This is a genomic window from Pseudomonas sp. MC6, from assembly GCF_054790575.1.
Map to the genome: position 1 here is coordinate 5962857 of NZ_CP186504.1, position 16361 is coordinate 5979217.

At 58.7% G+C, this 16361-nt stretch carries 15 protein-coding genes; 7 read left to right on the top strand and 8 right to left on the bottom strand.

Annotated elements, in window-relative coordinates; genetic code table 11:
• The first annotated feature begins 181 nt into the window (after positions 1–181).
• Positions 182–1846, top strand: a complete 1665-nt coding sequence (gene ettA, locus ACOYXE_RS26795) for an energy-dependent translational throttle protein EttA (protein WP_008078577.1) — start codon at positions 182–184, stop codon at positions 1844–1846.
• A 347-nt stretch (positions 1847–2193) separates the two neighbouring features.
• Positions 2194–3531, top strand: a complete 1338-nt coding sequence (gdhA, locus tag ACOYXE_RS26800) for an NADP-specific glutamate dehydrogenase (RefSeq protein WP_460926905.1) — start codon at positions 2194–2196, stop codon at positions 3529–3531.
• Here the strand turns inward: gdhA and ACOYXE_RS26805 are convergent.
• The 4 genes from ACOYXE_RS26805 to ACOYXE_RS26820 all read right to left on the bottom strand — a co-directional run bounded on the left by ACOYXE_RS26805 (position 3528) and on the right by ACOYXE_RS26820 (position 7102).
• On the bottom strand, positions 3528–4022 hold the full coding sequence (locus ACOYXE_RS26805) for a GreA/GreB family elongation factor (RefSeq protein WP_405122843.1): 495 nt from the start codon (positions 4020–4022) through the stop codon (positions 3528–3530). The two genes, gdhA and ACOYXE_RS26805, sit on opposite strands and share 4 nt — an antisense overlap.
• A gap of 48 nt (positions 4023–4070) precedes the next feature.
• Positions 4071–4451, bottom strand: a complete 381-nt coding sequence (locus tag ACOYXE_RS26810) for a hypothetical protein (protein WP_460926907.1) — start codon at positions 4449–4451, stop codon at positions 4071–4073.
• A 214-nt stretch (positions 4452–4665) separates the two neighbouring features.
• The gene (locus ACOYXE_RS26815; RefSeq protein WP_150694648.1) at positions 4666–6519 is read right to left on the bottom strand and encodes an Lnb N-terminal periplasmic domain-containing protein; all 1854 of its coding nucleotides are present in this window, start codon (positions 6517–6519) and stop codon (positions 4666–4668) included.
• 94 nt (positions 6520–6613) lie between these two features.
• A complete protein-coding gene (locus ACOYXE_RS26820) occupies positions 6614–7102 on the bottom strand; it encodes a DUF3015 domain-containing protein (RefSeq protein WP_007909797.1) in 489 nt (162 codons plus the stop codon).
• A 277-nt stretch (positions 7103–7379) separates the two neighbouring features.
• Between ACOYXE_RS26820 and ACOYXE_RS26825 the strand changes: the two genes are divergently transcribed.
• Together ACOYXE_RS26825 and ACOYXE_RS26830 are read left to right on the top strand one after the other, a co-directional pair.
• Positions 7380–9818 carry a Lon protease family protein gene (locus ACOYXE_RS26825; RefSeq protein ID WP_095125459.1) on the top strand — a complete coding sequence of 813 codons (2439 nt, stop codon included), beginning with the start codon at positions 7380–7382 and terminating at the stop codon, positions 9816–9818.
• Between the two features lie 311 nt (positions 9819–10129).
• Complete coding sequence (locus ACOYXE_RS26830; RefSeq protein WP_007909799.1) at positions 10130–10444, top strand: PA4575 family protein; 315 nt, start codon at positions 10130–10132, stop codon at positions 10442–10444.
• Between the two features lie 36 nt (positions 10445–10480).
• Here ACOYXE_RS26830 and ACOYXE_RS26835 read toward each other — a convergent pair whose 3' ends face one another.
• Entirely contained in the window at positions 10481–12310 is a 1830-nt protein-coding gene (locus ACOYXE_RS26835) for a hypothetical protein (protein WP_160059483.1), read from the bottom strand.
• Positions 12311–12472: 162 nt separating this feature from the next.
• Between ACOYXE_RS26835 and ACOYXE_RS26840 the strand changes: the two genes are divergently transcribed.
• The 3 genes from ACOYXE_RS26840 (at position 12473) to ACOYXE_RS26850 (ending at position 14142) form a co-directional block, all read left to right on the top strand.
• Positions 12473–12961 (top strand): TIGR00645 family protein, encoded by a 489-nt coding sequence (locus ACOYXE_RS26840; protein ID WP_007909801.1) that lies wholly within the window; start codon positions 12473–12475, stop codon positions 12959–12961.
• A 135-nt stretch (positions 12962–13096) separates the two neighbouring features.
• The gene (locus tag ACOYXE_RS26845) at positions 13097–13402 is read left to right on the top strand and encodes a DUF6482 family protein (RefSeq protein WP_160059482.1); all 306 of its coding nucleotides are present in this window, start codon (positions 13097–13099) and stop codon (positions 13400–13402) included.
• A gap of 122 nt (positions 13403–13524) precedes the next feature.
• Positions 13525–14142, top strand: coding sequence for an FKBP-type peptidyl-prolyl cis-trans isomerase (locus ACOYXE_RS26850; protein ID WP_008078561.1), 618 nt, complete (start codon positions 13525–13527; stop codon positions 14140–14142).
• A 110-nt stretch (positions 14143–14252) separates the two neighbouring features.
• Here the strand turns inward: ACOYXE_RS26850 and ACOYXE_RS26855 are convergent, their stop codons facing one another.
• The 3 genes from ACOYXE_RS26855 to ACOYXE_RS26865 form a co-directional block, all read right to left on the bottom strand.
• Entirely contained in the window at positions 14253–14510 is a 258-nt protein-coding gene (locus ACOYXE_RS26855; RefSeq protein WP_034153845.1) for a PA4570 family protein, read from the bottom strand.
• Between the two features lie 204 nt (positions 14511–14714).
• Entirely contained in the window at positions 14715–15056 is a 342-nt protein-coding gene (locus tag ACOYXE_RS26860) for a zinc ribbon domain-containing protein YjdM (protein ID WP_016986200.1), read from the bottom strand.
• 147 nt (positions 15057–15203) lie between these two features.
• Positions 15204–16172: a polyprenyl synthetase family protein gene (locus ACOYXE_RS26865; protein ID WP_034153846.1), complete on the bottom strand. Its 969-nt coding sequence runs from the start codon at positions 16170–16172 to the stop codon at positions 15204–15206.
• Positions 16173–16361: the final 189 nt, after the last annotated feature.

Sequence of the window (16361 nt, forward strand, 5' to 3'; positions counted from 1 at the left end):
TCGGCTGGACTGCCTTCCGTCATTCAGGTAGCTTTGCCGGTTACGCGGGAGCGTTCCAGCTCCTAGACTCAGACTTTTTCAGCGCGCACGCATTGATAACCATCAAGTGAACGACGCGCATGGTCTGGCCGGGCATCGCCTGCGCTGCAATCATTCATCTGTCACTGACCCAAGGTTCTCCATGGCTCAATACGTCTTCACCATGCATCGGCTGGGCAAAGTTGTTCCGCCGAAGCGGGAAATTCTCAAAAACATTTCGCTGTCCTTCTTCCCCGGCGCCAAGATCGGCGTACTCGGCCTCAACGGTTCGGGTAAGTCCACGCTGCTGAAAATCATGGCCGGCGTCGACACCGAGTTCGAGGGCGAAGCCCGTCCGATGCCGGAGCTGAACATCGGTTATCTGCCGCAAGAGCCGCAACTTGATCCGACCAAGACCGTGCGTGAAGTGGTCGAGGAAGCGGTCAGCGTGATCAAGAACGCCCAGGCGCGCCTGGACGAGGTCTACGCGGCTTACGCTGAAGAAGACGCCGACTTCGACAAACTGGCTGCCGAGCAAGCCAAGCTCGAAGCGATCCTGCAAGCCAGCGACGGTCACAACCTCGATCGTCAACTGGAAGTCGCCGCCGACGCACTGCGTCTGCCGGCCTGGGACGCCAAGGTCGAATTCCTCTCTGGTGGTGAAAAACGTCGTGTGGCCCTGTGCCGCCTGCTGCTGTCCGCGCCGGACATGCTGCTGCTCGACGAACCAACCAACCACTTGGACGCCGACTCCGTGGCGTGGCTGGAGCACTTCCTGCACGACTTCCCGGGCACTGTGGTAGCGATCACGCACGACCGCTACTTCCTCGACAACGTCGCTGGCTGGATTCTGGAACTCGACCGCGGCGCGGGCATCCCGTACGAAGGCAACTACTCAGGTTGGCTCGAAGCCAAATCCGATCGTCTGGCCGCCGAATCCAAGCAGCAGTCGGCGCACGAAAAAGCCATGAAGGAAGAACTGGAGTGGGTGCGCAAAGGCGCGAAAGCCCGCCAGTCGAAATCCAAGGCGCGTCTGCAACGCTTCGAAGAAATGCAATCGCAGGAATTCCAGAAGCGCAGCGAAACCAACGAGATCTACATCCCGGCCGGTCCGCGCCTGGGCGACAAGGTCATCGAATTCAAGAACGTCACCAAGGGCTACGGCGATCGCGTGCTGATCGACAATCTGTCGTTCTCGATGCCGAAAGGCGCCATCGTCGGCGTGATCGGCGGTAACGGTGCCGGTAAGTCGACCCTGTTCCGCATGCTGATGGGCAAGGAACAACCGGATTCGGGCAGCATCGAAGTCGGCGAAACCGTGCAACTGGCCTGCGTCGACCAGAGCCGCGACGACCTCGACGGCAGCAAGACTGTGTTCCAGCAGATCTCCGACGGTTCCGACCAGATCCGCATCGGTAACTACGAGATCCCGTCGCGCACCTACGTCGGTCGCTTCAACTTCAAAGGCGGCGATCAGCAGAAGTTCGTCAAGGACCTGTCCGGTGGTGAGCGCGGTCGTCTGCACCTGGCGCTGACTCTGAAGGAGGGCGGCAACGTCCTGCTGCTCGACGAACCGTCCAACGACCTCGACGTTGAAACCCTGCGTTCCCTGGAAGAAGCCCTGCTGGACTTCCCGGGCGCCGCCATTGTGATCTCTCACGATCGGTGGTTCCTTGACCGCGTGGCGACACACATCCTCGCGTACGAAGACGACTCGCAAGCGATCTTCTTCGAAGGTAACTACACCGAGTACGAAGCGGATCGCAAGAAACGCCTCGGCGAAGCAGCTGCCCAGCCACACCGGGTACGTCACAAGAAACTGGCCTGATTCGGGTTGGTTGCATAAAAGAGCGGAGCCTTCGGGCTCCGTTTTTTTTGCCTGGTTTTTTGGGAGTACCGAGGTGACCCCTTCGCGAGCAGGCTCGCTCCCACATTTGAAAAGCATTCCCCTGTGGGAGCGAGCCTGCTCGCGAAAGGGGTATAACTGCTGGTGCATTGCTTGAATCCCGGCTCCCCATTCAGGTGCGAAATCACCTGGAAATTCTTTCGAATTTATATCCTGTGCACCATTTAATTTCATAACTGCGACATTTTGCTCTGTTCCAGTGCGCAATTCGTTTGTTACAGTCCGGACCAATCTCCTCCAACGACAATAAATTTGCCGAGACTTTTGTCATGATCGAATCCGTCGAATCCTTCCTCGCCCGCTTGAAAAAACGCGACCCGGATCAACCCGAATTCCACCAGGCCGTCGAAGAAGTCCTGCGCAGTCTGTGGCCGTTTCTAGAAGCCAATCCGCATTACCTCACCTCGGGGATTCTGGAGCGCATCTGCGAGCCGGAGCGTGTCGTGGTGTTCCGCGTGTCATGGGTCGACGATCAGGGCAAGGTCCAGGTCAATCGCGGTTTCCGCATCCAGATGAACAGCGCGATCGGCCCGTACAAGGGCGGCTTGCGCTTCCATCCTTCGGTGAACCTGGGCGTGCTGAAATTCCTCGCCTTCGAGCAGACCTTCAAGAACTCCCTGACTTCTCTGCCTATGGGCGGCGGCAAGGGCGGCGCGGACTTCGATCCGAAGGGCAAGAGCGACGCTGAAGTCATGCGTTTCTGCCAGGCGTTCATGAGCGAGTTGTATCGCCACATCGGCGCCGACGTTGACGTACCGGCCGGTGATATCGGTGTCGGTGCGCGCGAGATCGGCTTCCTGTTCGGTCAGTACAAACGCCTGAGCAACCAGTTCATCAGTGTGCTGACCGGTAAAGGCATGACCTACGGCGGCAGCCTGATTCGTCCGGAAGCCACCGGTTTCGGCTGCGTGTATTTCGCTGAAGAAATGCTCAAGCGTCGAGAGCAGACCGTCGAAGGCAAACGCGTGGCAATCTCCGGTTCCGGCAACGTGGCGCAATACGCCGCGCGCAAAGTCATGGATCTGGGTGGCAAGGTGATTTCCCTGTCCGACTCCGAAGGCACGCTGTATTGCGAAGCCGGGCTCAGCGAAGAGCAGTGGCTGGCGCTGCTGGAACTGAAAAACGTCGAACGCGGACGTATCAGCGAATTGGCGGCGGCATTCGGTCTGGAATTCCGCGCCGCTCAGTTGCCTTGGTCGTTGCCGTGCGACATCGCGCTGCCGTGCGCTACGCAGAACGAACTCGATGCCGAATCTGCCCGAACGCTGCTGCGCAATGGCTGCGTGTGCGTGGCCGAAGGTGCGAACATGCCGACCACGCTCGAGGCTGTGGATATCTTTATCGAGGCCGGGATTCTGTTTGCCCCGGGCAAGGCGTCCAACGCCGGCGGCGTGGCGGTGAGCGGTCTGGAGATGTCGCAGAACGCCATGCGTCTGCTGTGGACGGCAGGTGAGGTCGACAGCAAGTTGCACGCGATCATGCAGTCGATCCACCACGCTTGCGTGCATTACGGCGAAGAGAACGGGCGGATCAACTACGTCAAAGGCGCGAACATCGCCGGCTTCGTCAAAGTCGCCGACGCGATGTTGGCGCAAGGCGTGGTTTAAGCCGGTTCGATGCGGATCACTTCGATGACTTGATCACCGGCGGGGCGCTGCCACAGCACCTCGTCGTTGAGTCGGGCGCCAAGCAGCGCCCGGCCCAGCGGTGAACCCCAATTGATCAGGCCCTTGCTGGCATCGGCCTGATCCTCGCCGACCAGTTGCACCCGGCGTTCGGTGTCGTGTTCGTCGGCGTAGGTGACCCAACTGCCGATCTGCACTTTGTCTTTAGAAGTTGCAGCGATTGCCACTTGGGCGCTGCTCAGGCGCTGATTGAAATAGCGCAAATCCCTTTGCAGATCGGCAAGCCGCTGCTTGTCGGCCTGCTCGCCTTTGGCTGTTTGTTCAGCATGCAGACTTTGCAGTTCGGCGACCTTCGCCTGCAACTGCGCCAGCCCTTGCGGCGTGACGTAATTGGTTTGCGTGCTGACCTGCCGCTCGACCGGCTGATCGGCTTGCGCGGCGGCGTTGTCTTCGTTGACGAATGCGCGGCTCATGGTGTCCTCCTCGTATGAGGTTTGGGCCATGTTCGCAGGCAATTGGTTTCACTGGATGTCTGTAAGCGACCTATTGCGAGCGATAGGCCGCCCGGCGTCTTGATCCTTCTGCTGCTGCTGCCAGGCGCGCTCGCGTTCGTCCCAGTGTTCGTTGCGATACTCTTCGCGGCCCTTGTTTTCCAGCATGGCCTGACACTGACGGAAGCCGTCGGTCCAGCCTTCGGCGTATTGCTTGTCCTTGAGATAGCGCGGCACATTCTTGCGAAACTCGCCGCTGATCGAACCGGCCGCCTGGCGACCGCTGACACAACCATCATCAAAACCGTCGGCAAAGGCCGGTGGATAACCCTTGGCGATCAAATCTTCATGGGTGGTCTGGCAACCGCCCAGCAACAGCACAACACCCAACAAACCCGCACACCGCCACATCGCACTCTCCCGCGCCGGTTGTCCGGCTTATGGGGAAAGTCTAGAAGGGGATTCGTCGGGCGTTGGTGAAAGGCGTGTGAGTAATTCGTTGAGCGCCACAAATCCCCTATAGGAGTGAGCCTGCTCGCGATAGCGGTGTATCAGTCACCGCAACAGTGACTTATGAATTGCTATCGCGAGCAGGCTCACTCCTACAAGGGGGATGTGTTCAGGATCAATAGTGATACCACTTCACTTCGAGCATCACTTCGGTTTCAGGCGTGGCGAGATGGCTGAACTCACGCTGCGCACTCAGGCGCAAACCCAGATTGCGCGACAATTCCCACTGCTGATTCAGACTCAGACTGCGGCGCACTTCGCCGTTGAAGAAGTAGTCCCCCTTGGCCTCCAGGCTGAGATTGCCCAGCGGATTTTTCCACAACACGCCGGTATTGAAACCGCCGGCCGGGGACACGAACTCGGCGAAATCGTTGTTGTGTTCAACCCGCACGGTGCCGAGGGCAAAGCCCAGTACATCATCCCCAAGCGCCCAGGTGCCGCCGCCACCACCATTCACATGGCTGACCAGCGTTTCGTCATCATGCTTGCCCGGTACACGCTCGAGACCACCGGTAACTTGCCACGACAATGGCTGCAACAACTCATTGCGCGGCGTCAGCGAACGAATCGTCGCCAGATCCAGTTGCTGAAACTGCCAGTGATTGCCTTCGTACTGACGCAATTTCATCTGCAGGATTTCAATCTGCGCGCCGAGCGGGAAGCTCTCGGCATTGTCGTTGAGGTCGTGATAGGCCATGCGCAAACCGTACTCACCGAATGCACGATCACCACGGGTACCGAGGCCGGCCTGCCATGTGCGTGATTCGTGGCCGTCTTCCGGCAAGCCTGGCTGCGGAATGTCCAACTCCGGCGCCGGGTTCTTGTTGATCGCTCGCAGCAGTTCAAAGCTGCGCTGTGCCCGTTGTGGATCGCGTTCCTGACCGTTGGCGCGGTAGCGCTCCAGACGATATGCCGCGTCGATGATCAACGCTTGACGGTCGCGGGGCAGGGCTTTGAACGCCGGATCCTGCAACTGCTGTTGATCGGCGCTGACGTTCAGCACCCATTGCTGTTCGTCACTGTTCAAAGGCTCGGCACGGCTGAGCAATTCGCGCTCGCGGGACGGGCGGTATTCGATACTTTCCACCAGCCCGGCTTCTTTCACCGCTTTGACGGTGTCGGTGGGAATCGCGGTCAACGGGAATTGTTCGGTCAGGCGCAGACTCGGCCGTGCCACCTGCAGCAACTCAAGCAGACGATACGAGCAGTTTTCATCGAAGAAGAAATAGTCGAACTGAATCTGCTTCAACTCCCACACATGCTCGACCATGCGCGCGGTTTCTTCTTGGGTCAGATTCAGTCGGTATTCCCACAGGTCGCGGTTTTCCAGGCTGCGGTACTCGGAGAGCTTTTCCTGATACGGCACCAGCGCGAACAATCCCGGATAACCGCCCATCAAACCTTTCCAGGCGTACAGAATGCTGTTGTCCGAACCTTCGATGTAGGCGCCGAAGTTGATCGCGTAACTCAGCAGCGAGGTCTTGTCGGCCTGCACGTCAGCCTGGTCGATGCGCAGCAGGGTGTGGCCGAACATCGATGACGGACTGTTCAAATAAGCCGCCGGGAAGATCATCACCGCGCTGTGCGGCGAAACATCCTTGAACCACTTCTTGTACTCGGCGCATGCAGGTGTCGGCAGATCGCTGAGGTTGAGCTGTGCTTTCAGCCAGCGCGTGCGCGCCGGATAAACGCATTGCGCATGTTGCTCGCCGAGACTGGCCGGGGCGTATAGCGCTTGCACGGTCGCGGCGAGTTCATGATCGGGATGTTCATTGCCATCGGGCGCGAGAAAGAACTTCTTGTCACTGACATAGCTGCGCCAGCCGCCAAGCTTGGCGGTTTCGTAGTGACCGAGGGAAATCCAGAAGCGGTCGTTGGCCAGTTGCTGCAAACGTTGAGGGTCGATGTTTGGCGCGGCGGACAGCGGGGCGCAGACACAGAGCGCCAGCCAGGCAAGGCGTTTGAGCATAGTCGGCAACTTGAACAGGAAAGAAATAAAGACCCAAGGAGGGCGGGCCGAAAAAACAAAACCCGCTTCCCGAAGGAAGCGGGTGGGGTCGAGCTTAAGCCTGAGTTGCGTACTTGGCCAGACGAGGATCCGATTTCAGTACGGCCAGGGTGTTGGTATGCACGTCTTCAGCGGTCACGTCAGCCTTGCTGAAGATCTGCTGGAAGTGCTCGTGAGTCACAGCAGCGAAGTGCGCGCGATCTTCCGGCGCCACGCCCAGTACCACGGCATAAGTCGTCAGCGCTTCGCCGTTGCCTTTGGCCATGTCTTCGGACAGCTCGTTCATCATGCCATTCATGGCAAACCAGGATTTGCCGCCGTAGGTCAGCGATGCGTTGGTCGAGCAACCGTTGGTGCCGGACGTCATCCCGAAGGTGGCGTTACCGGAAGTGCCGTTGGTGGTGGAAGCGAGGAAGTGAGCAGGGGTGCCACGCTGACCTTCGAACAGCATGTTGCCCCAACCGCAATCCGGGCCGCCTGGAGCTTGCGCCATTGCGTTGATGGATACAGCGGTGAAGAGAGTACCGAGAAGAATCCGTTTCATAGCTTTTTTCTCTTTGTGTGCATACCAATGGACAGGGTTCTGACACCTGACGGTGCCAGTGGGCCAGTATTAGTTCCAGCCGCGCAGTTTGGAGTTTAGGCACGTTCCTGGGGTTCCGTGAGTTTTTACAAAAGATTTGGCGATAACCCCGATTTCACGAGTGCCGGGGCAGGGGCGGGCGGTTGTCTATGCTTTGTAGTGTGGCGCGCCTTGCCAGTGGGGCACGGGCAGCGCCAGAATGCCGCTATCTGCCCCGCCTGATTGTTAAGGAAGCCCGATGCCTGATCCTGTTGCTGCCAGCTTGCGTCTCGCGCCCGAAGCGCTGACCCGTCCGTTTTCCGCTGAACAGTTCAGCTTCACTACCACCAATGATCTGGAGCCCTTTCGCGGTGTGCTCGGCCAGGAACGCGCGGTCGAAGCCTTGCAGTTCGGTGTGGCCATGCCACGCCCCGGTTACAACGTTTTCGTCATGGGCGAGCCCGGCACCGGCCGTTTCTCGTTCGTCAAACGCTACCTGAAGGCCGAAGGCAAACGCCTGCAGACCCCGGCGGACTGGGTCTACGTCAATAACTTCGATGAGCCGCGCGAACCGCGCGCACTGGAACTGCCGTCGGGCACTGCCGGTGCATTCATCGGTGACATCAACGGTTTGATCGACAACCTGCTGGCGACGTTTCCGGCAGTGTTCGAGCACCCGTCCTACCAGCAGAAGAAAAGCGCCATCGACCGCGCTTTCAACCAGCGCTACGACAAGGCTCTCGACATCATCGAGCGTCTGGCCCTGGAAAAAGACGTCGCCCTGTACCGCGACAGCAGCAACATCGCCTTCACGCCGATGCTCGATGGCAAGGCGCTGGACGAAGCCGAATTCGCTCAGTTGCCGGAAGCCGATCGTGAGCGTTTCCACGATGACATCTCCGGTCTCGAAGAGCGTCTGAACGAAGAACTCGCCAGCCTGCCGCAGTGGAAACGCGAGTCGAACAATCAGCTGCGTTCGCTCAACGAAGAAACCATCACCTTGGCGCTGCAGCCGTTGCTGTCGCCGTTGTCGGAGAAGTATGCCGAGAACGCTGCGGTGTGCGGCTACCTGCAAGCGATGCAGGTGTATCTGCTGAAAACCGTGGTCGAGCAACTGGTCGACGACAGCAAGACTGACGCCGTCGCACGCAAACTGCTGGAAGAGCAATACGCGCCAAGCCTGGTGGTCGGCCATCCGGTGAGTGGCGGTGCGCCGGTGGTGTTCGAACCGCACCCGACTTACGAAAACCTCTTCGGCCGTATCGAATACACCACCGATCAGGGTGCGCTTTACACTACCTATCGCCAGTTGCGTCCCGGTGCCTTGCACCGCGCCAACGGTGGTTTCCTGATCCTTGAAGCGGAAAAAATGCTCAGTGAGCCGTTCGTGTGGGATGCGCTGAAACGCGCCCTGCAATCGCGCAAGCTGAAAATGGAATCGCCGCTGGGCGAGATGGGCCGTTTCGCCACCGTGACGCTTAATCCGCAGCACATCCCGTTGCAGGTCAAAGTCATCATCATCGGCGCGCGGTCGCTTTATTACACGTTGCAAGACCTCGATCCGGACTTCCAGGAGATGTTCCGCGTTCTGGTCGACTTCGATGAAGACATCCCGATGGTCGACGAAAGCCTGGAGCAATTTGCCCAACTGCTGAAAACCCGCACATCGGAAGAAGGCATGGCGCCGCTGACCGCCGACGCAGTAGCGCGTCTGGCGACTTACAGCGCACGTCTGGCCGAGCATCAGGGGCGTTTGTCGGCGCGCATTGGCGACCTGTTTCAACTGGTCAGCGAGGCGGATTTCATTCGTCACCTGGCCGGCGATGAAATGACCGACGCCGGGCACATCGAACGTGCGTTGAAAGCCAAAGCTACACGCACCGGACGTGTGTCGGCGCGGATTCTCGACGACATGCTCGCCGGGATCATCCTGATCGACACCGATGGCGCCGCAGTCGGCAAGTGCAATGGTCTTACCGTGCTTGAAGTCGGCGACTCGGCGTTTGGTGTGCCGGCGCGGATTTCCGCCACGGTCTATCCGGGCGGCAGCGGCATTGTCGACATCGAGCGTGAGGTCAACCTCGGTCAGCCGATCCACTCCAAAGGCGTGATGATCCTCACCGGGTATCTGGGCAGCCGTTATGCGCAGGAATTCCCGCTGGCGATTTCCGCGAGCATCGCGCTGGAGCAGTCGTACGGTTACGTCGATGGCGACAGTGCGTCCCTGGGTGAGGCGTGCACGCTGATTTCGGCGCTGTCGAAAACCCCGCTCAAGCAGTGTTTTGCGATCACCGGCTCGATCAACCAGTTCGGTGAAGTGCAAGCGGTGGGCGGGGTCAACGAGAAAATCGAAGGCTTCTTCCGTCTCTGTGAGGCGCGCGGGCTGACCGGCGAGCAGGGCGCAATCATTCCGCAGGCCAACGTCGCCACGCTGATGCTCGATGAGAAAGTGCTGGCGGCGGTGCGCGCCGGGCAGTTCCACGTTTACGCGGTGCGTCAGGCGGATGAAGCGTTGAGTCTGTTGGTGGGCGAACCGGCGGGTGAACCGAATGCCGATGGCGAATTCCCGGAAGGCAGCATCAATGCACGGGTGGTCGAGCGCTTGCGCGACATCGCCGAGATGATTAGCGAAGAAGACCTCAAGGAAGCCGAGAAAGAGTTGGCCCAAGAGGCATTAGCCGAAGCAAAACCGGCCTGAGCCTTCATGCGATAAAAACTGTGGGAGCGAGCCTGCTCGCGAAAGCGGTGTATCAGACGACGAATAAGTTGCCTGACACTCCGCATTCGCGAGCAGGCTCGCTCCCACATTTGTTTGGTGTGAATCCATCGAAAATTCGCCACAACTCTGACGCCAATATTCACACAATGACCATTCGGCGCCTTCTGGTCTCATTCGGCTTGCGCAGCGGACTTTTCTTCTATTCTCAGCTCAAGGATATCGACAGTATCACTGGATCGAGCCAGTCCTCCCGTGGGGGCTGAATACCGGCTTCACCGAGGGTCGCCGCCATGTCGCGCAACCTCTGCCTCACCCGTCAGTGCCTGGGTCTTGTGACCCGTATCGAATGCGCCATCAAGCCGTTGGCCGGCGATAACGGCATGTGGACGCTACTCTTCGCCGCCGGCATGGCCGGTGAACAACCTTCCGCCATCAAAGCGCAGGGCCCGTTTCATGGGCCGGTCGCCGCCGAATCGATACTCGACACCATCGTCGAAAGTCTGACCCTGCATGGCTACGAATTAGCCGATGATCCGCAGATCTGGAGCCTGCACCTGCAAGCTCAATTGCGGCAGATCAACGGTGGTCGCGGCCGCGCTCTTTAGGCGCTGCCGCAGGCTGAGATCTTTTGATCTTGCCCTTCAAGGCGCAGTCTCAGGCATCGGCGCCTTGTCGAGCTTGACCTCAAAACCGTATTGCACGGTGGCGAGGTCGGTTCGCTGATAGGTCTCCACGTGTGTGGGGCGGCCATAAAAGTAATGCACACCAAACAACGCCGGGCCTTCTGCGCTTGCATCGTGGCTGACCGAGAGAATCTGCTTGAGGTAGTTGCCACTGTCGTCTTTGACGAAGAAACGCCACTCGTTGGGCGGGAACAGTTTCAGATCCACCACCAGTTGGTTGTTCTTGATCTCCAGCCCCTTGGGCAATGACTTGGCGTCGTAGGTCTGTTTGGTCACCGCGGCGAGAAACAACGGCATCGAGCCGACCGCAATCGCCGGGGTTTCCGGGAACAGATTCAAGTCGTAGGTGATCGTCGCGCGCAGTGGATCGACTTGATACGCCTCGGGCGGCAGTTCGATCGGCTCATCGAGCTTGCCACTGCGCTTTTCGGTGAAGAACGTCACAGGACTGACGCCCGGACTGAAGTCATCGCCCAGCAGTTCATCGTTGAACGTGCGGCGATGGGAGAACTCGATGCGGGCAGCGCTCGGTTCTTCCACGGATTGATGAATGCGAATGCCGGCCTTCAGCTGTTCTTCGGTGAGGCTCGCACCCTTGAGCCAGTTAACCGCCAGATCGTCGTAAACCGTCACCGACGGATCCAGCGGCTGGATGGCTTTCTCCGTGGTGTGCTGATTGAACGTGCGAATCGGCAGGTCCAGCGGTTTGCGGGTCACGGTTGCCGAGGAAAAATCCAGCACGCTGACTTCCAGGGTTTCGATCGGGCCATTGAAATAGACCTTGTTGTAGCGACGCGGGTGTTTTTGCTCGAAATCCTGCTGTTCTTGGGTGAGCTGTTTTTCCAGCGTATCGCTCCAGCCTTTCTGCTGTTGCAGGTACGCCAGTTGTTTCTGGTAGAAGGACACTTGCTCCGGACTTTCGTTGATCGAGCCGGCGCGCACCAGATACTGCCCGGTTTTATCGCGGGCCTGGACGATCAGCGGATTGAGTTGGGCATCGACGACTTCCGCGGCCAGTGGCAGGTTGTTGCTGAATTCGACTTCGGCATAGTTCTGTTCAAGCTTCAGCAGTTTGACGCTGAGGTTGTCGTTGGTGCGGGTCTGGCCGACGTCCTTTTGCGTCAGGTCGAAGCTGTACAGGCGGCGCGGCGCGATGACTTCGATCTGGCCTTGCAGGCTGACCGGTTGCGGCAGGGTCTTCTTGTCCACGTCCAGCCCGTCAATGAACGGGTAGGTTACGGTCAGGTCATCGGGGTTGGTGACGTTGGAGCTGGAGGGGCTGAGTTGAATGCCCGGATCGGTTTCCGACCATTCCGGCTGATAAGCGATCACGCGCTTGTTGCTCAACGTCACCGACTGCCACTCCACGCCATGGGGGAACAGGAAGCCGCCGGGAATGTTCAGGTTGAACGGGAACACCGGTTGCAGATCGGTGAGGTAATCGGAGCTGGCGTCCTTGTGCAGCACGAACAGGCCATTGATGAAGGTATCGACCAGCGTCTGCGGGGCAGGGTAGTGCTTGAGCACGGCTAGCGCGTCTTCGCCATATTCGGTGCGCGGTGGATTGTCATTGAGTTTGATCTGCGCCCGTTCGAGCAGCAGCAGTGAGCCACCGAGTTCGGTGATGGCGTCCTTGAGCTTTGGATCGGTGATGGCGTCCAGTGACTGTTCGAACTTTGCGGTCTTTTCTTCAAGGCTGGCGGCGTGTTTCTCGTCGCCGGGCGAGCAACCGCTGAGCAACACAGCAAGGCATATTCCGGCGGTCGTTATCGGCAATCGCACATCCATTTCCACACGTCCTGTCTACAGTCACTGGGCTGTCAATGGTTTGGACACTAGCAGAAAAAAAATCAACCACACACGCAGGTGGCGGATTTTTCGGCGGTTTCTGGCTGTCATAGCGGGCTGTTATACTCGCCGCCATTTCCAGCCCCCCATGTGTGAGATTCAATGGAACGCTTTATCGAAAATGCAATGTACGCCTCGCGCTGGCTGCTGGCGCCGATCTATATCGGGCTGTCCCTTGGGCTGCTGGCGCTGGCACTGAAATTTTTCCAGGAAGTTTTTCACATCCTGCCCAACGTCTTCTCAATGGCCGAGTCGGAACTGATTCTGGTGCTGCTGTCGCTGATCGATATGGCGCTGGTCGGCGGCCTGCTGGTCATGGTGATGATTTCCGGCTACGAGAACTTCGTCTCTGAACTGAACATCGATGAAGGCAAGGAAAAACTCAGCTGGCTCGGCACCATGGACTCTTCGTCGCTGAAGATGAAAGTCGCCGCTTCGATCGTGGCGATCTCCTCGATCCACTTGCTGCGCATCTTCATGGACGCCAAGAACGTCGATCCCGAGCACTTGATGTGGTACGTGATCATCCACATGACCTTCGTCGTTTCGGCGTTCGCCATGGGTTACCTGGACAAGGTCACCAAGCACTGATCAACCGTTGATCGCTGCAAAAACACCGCCCGTCTGTTGCGAAACAGACGGGCGGTGTCGTTTGTGGCTTGTGCTTTGGTGCGCGCGGGCATATCCCTGTAGAGGTCCTGATTCGCTACTGTGTGAGGTGCGTTCATGAACCTGCAAGAGCTGAATGCGTTTGCCATCGCCAGGAAGGTTGATGAGTTGAACCTGATCTCCATGGAAGGGGGGATTTACCTGCTCGAAGCACGGATGCATGGCGCGGCGTATCCGTTGAGTGATCTCAAGGGTGGGATGCTGACATTGCGCTCGGTGGAACACGCTCGGGATTTGCTGCATAACTTTCCAGAATTGCCATTCAACCTCGTACACACCTCGGTACACGATGAAATGTGTGGTCTGGGCGCCAGTGGCGAGGAAAGTCTGAAGGTGCCGCTCGCCTGGCGTTCAGCCCTGTAGGCGCTCCGCCCCATCGCCGGAGCATCTGTGCTAGTCTGCTCGCCCTTTTGGTTCCGGGCGCGCCGGGACGCGCTGTGCACGCACGGCAAGTCTTGTGGCCGTCCGCACAGCGGAGCAGTGTCATGTCCGAAGTAAATCTGTCCACCGACGAAACCCGCGTCAGCTACGGTATCGGCCGTCAGTTGGGTGACCAGCTGCGCGACAACCCGCCACCGGGCGTTAGCCTGGACGCGATCCTGGCTGGCCTGACCGACGCGTTCGCCGGTAAGGAAAGCCGTGTTGGCCAGGAAGAAATGTCCGCCAGTTTCAAGGTGATCCGCGAGATCATGCAAGCCGAAGCGGCTGCCAAAGCTGAAGCCGCTGCCGGTGAAGGCCTGGCCTTCCTGGCTGAAAACGCCAAGCGTGACGGCATCACCACCCTGGCTTCCGGCCTGCAATTCGAAGTGCTGACTCAGGGCGAAGGCGCCAAGCCGACCCGTGAAGACCAGGTTCGTACTCACTACCACGGCACCCTGATCGACGGCACTGTGTTCGACAGCTCCTACGAGCGTGGCCAGCCTGCTGAATTCCCGGTTGGCGGCGTAATCGCTGGCTGGACCGAAGCTCTGCAACTGATGAATGCCGGCAGCAAATGGCGCCTGTACGTGCCGAGCGAACTGGCTTACGGCGCTCAAGGCGTTGGCAGCATCCCGCCGCACAGCGTTCTGGTATTCGACGTCGAGCTGCTGGACGTTCTGTAAGACCTTTGTGGGAGCGAGCCTGCTCGCGAATGCAGGCGACTGGATCTAACTTGAGATTCGAGTTGAAGCCTTCGCGAGCAAGTTCGCTCCCACAGGTTTTGTATTGCTGCTCATAGTTCTATCTTGTGATGCAGCTCACTGGTCGGGCGCAACGCCCGGGCATAGCAGAACAGAAACAGATTGCGCACCAGCTCCTTGAGCACCAATGGCTCGCTGGAATTCAGACTGCTGACGTCCAGATCCCCTTGATCCTGCAGTTCATGCAAGGCTTCTTCTTCAAGCACCGCACAGACTTCACCGGTTTCCCGATGCAGGATTCTGAGGTAAGGGTGTGGGCGATCCAGCCAAGCGTCGATCAAATAAGTCATGGTTCTCATCTCCTTGAAAGGTTTCAATGAGAATAATTCTTATTCGTCAAATAGCAAGCGTCTATTGGCGGATTGTGAAATATTCCGGATAAAGATTGCGTAAGGTCAAAACGGCTGGCGTTTGGCTATTGTTTGGTTTTGCTGGGTAGAGCGGGGAGGGCAAAGCTCCATCCCACGGCTGGCGCGGGATGGATCACAACAGAATCAGACTTTTCTGACGAACTCGGATTTGAGTTTCATCGGGCCGATGCCGTCGATCTTGCAGTCGATGTCGTGGTCGCCATCGCACAGGCGGATGTTCTTGACCTTGGTGCCGACCTTGACCACCAGCGAAGTGCCCTTGACCTTGAGGTCCTTGATCACGGTGATGGTGTCGCCGTCCTGCAGGACGTTGCCGACCGAATCTTTCTTCACGGCATCATCGGACGCCACTTCGGCTTCGCCGCTGGCGGACCACTCGTGGGCGCACTCCGGGCACACCAGTTGGGTACCGTCTTCGTAGGTGTATTCGGAATTGCATTTCGGGCAGGGTGGCAACGTGCTCACTAAGGCTCCTTGGGGTGTGGATCGCTAAAAGTCGCACATTGTATAGGGTTTTAGCTTTTCAGGCAGTCAAAAGCAAAAGATCGCAGCGTCGACAACCCCTGTAGGAGCTGCCGAAGGCTGCGATCTTTTGATCTTGCTTCAGCGATATCAGTGCGTACGGGCGACCGCAAACTCGCTCAGTTCAACCAGGGCATCCCGATATTCACTTGCCGGCAGCGCCTCAAGGCACTTGATCGCACGGGCCACGTAATCACGGGCCAGTTGCGCGGTGTATTCCAGCGAACCGGAAGCTTCCACGGCAATGCGGATGCTTTCCAGGTCTTCGATTCCGCCTTTCTGGATCGCCTGACGCACCAGTGCAGCCTGTTCAGCCGTACCTTCGCGCATGGTGTAGATCAGCGGCAGAGTCGGCTTGCCTTCGGCCAGATCGTCGCCGACGTTCTTGCCCAAGGTCTCAGCGTCGCCCTTGTAGTCGAGCAAATCGTCGACCAGTTGGAAGGCCACACCCAGGTGATCACCAAAGGTCCGCAGGGCTTCGCTCTGTTCGGCGGTAGCGCCGGCCAGTGCGGCGGCACTGTGGGTCGAAGCCTCGAAGAGCATCGCGGTCTTGCCGCGGATGACTTCCATGTAGGTTTCTTCGGTGGTGCTGGCATCGCGAACTTTGGACAGCTGCAGCACTTCGCCTTCAGCGATGATGCGCGTGGCCTGGGACAGGATCTTCATCACCGGCATCGAGCCCAGTTCGACCATCATTTCGAACGAGCGCGAGTACAGGAAGTCGCCGACCAGCACGCTCGGAGCGTTGCCCCACATGGCATTGGCGGTCGAACGGCCACGGCGCATGCCGGACATGTCGACCACGTCGTCATGCAGCAGGGTCGCGGTGTGCAGGAATTCGATGGTGGCGGCCAGCAGACGCATGTCATCGCCTTCGCGACCCAGGGCCTTGCCACACAGCAACACTAATAAAGGGCGCAGACGTTTGCCGCCGGCCGAGGTGATGTAATCGCCGATTTTCGATACCAGCGGTACTCGGGAAGTCAGCTGCTTCTTGATGATGCCGTCGACGGCGCTAAAATCGTCCGCCACCGCGCGGTAGAAAGCTTGGGGTTGCATCAGCGAGAGTCGCTCCAGAAGGGTTGCGCGGCATGCTAGGACCCCCATCCGGACCTGTCAAGGCGCGATGGACGGCTACTTGCAAGCCTGCGGCGGCTTGCGTACAATCGCGCACCCTGAACTTCCTGGGCAGCACCTGCCTTACGCAATTGCAACGGGCCTTCCAGCCTTATGCAGCCATGCCAGCCA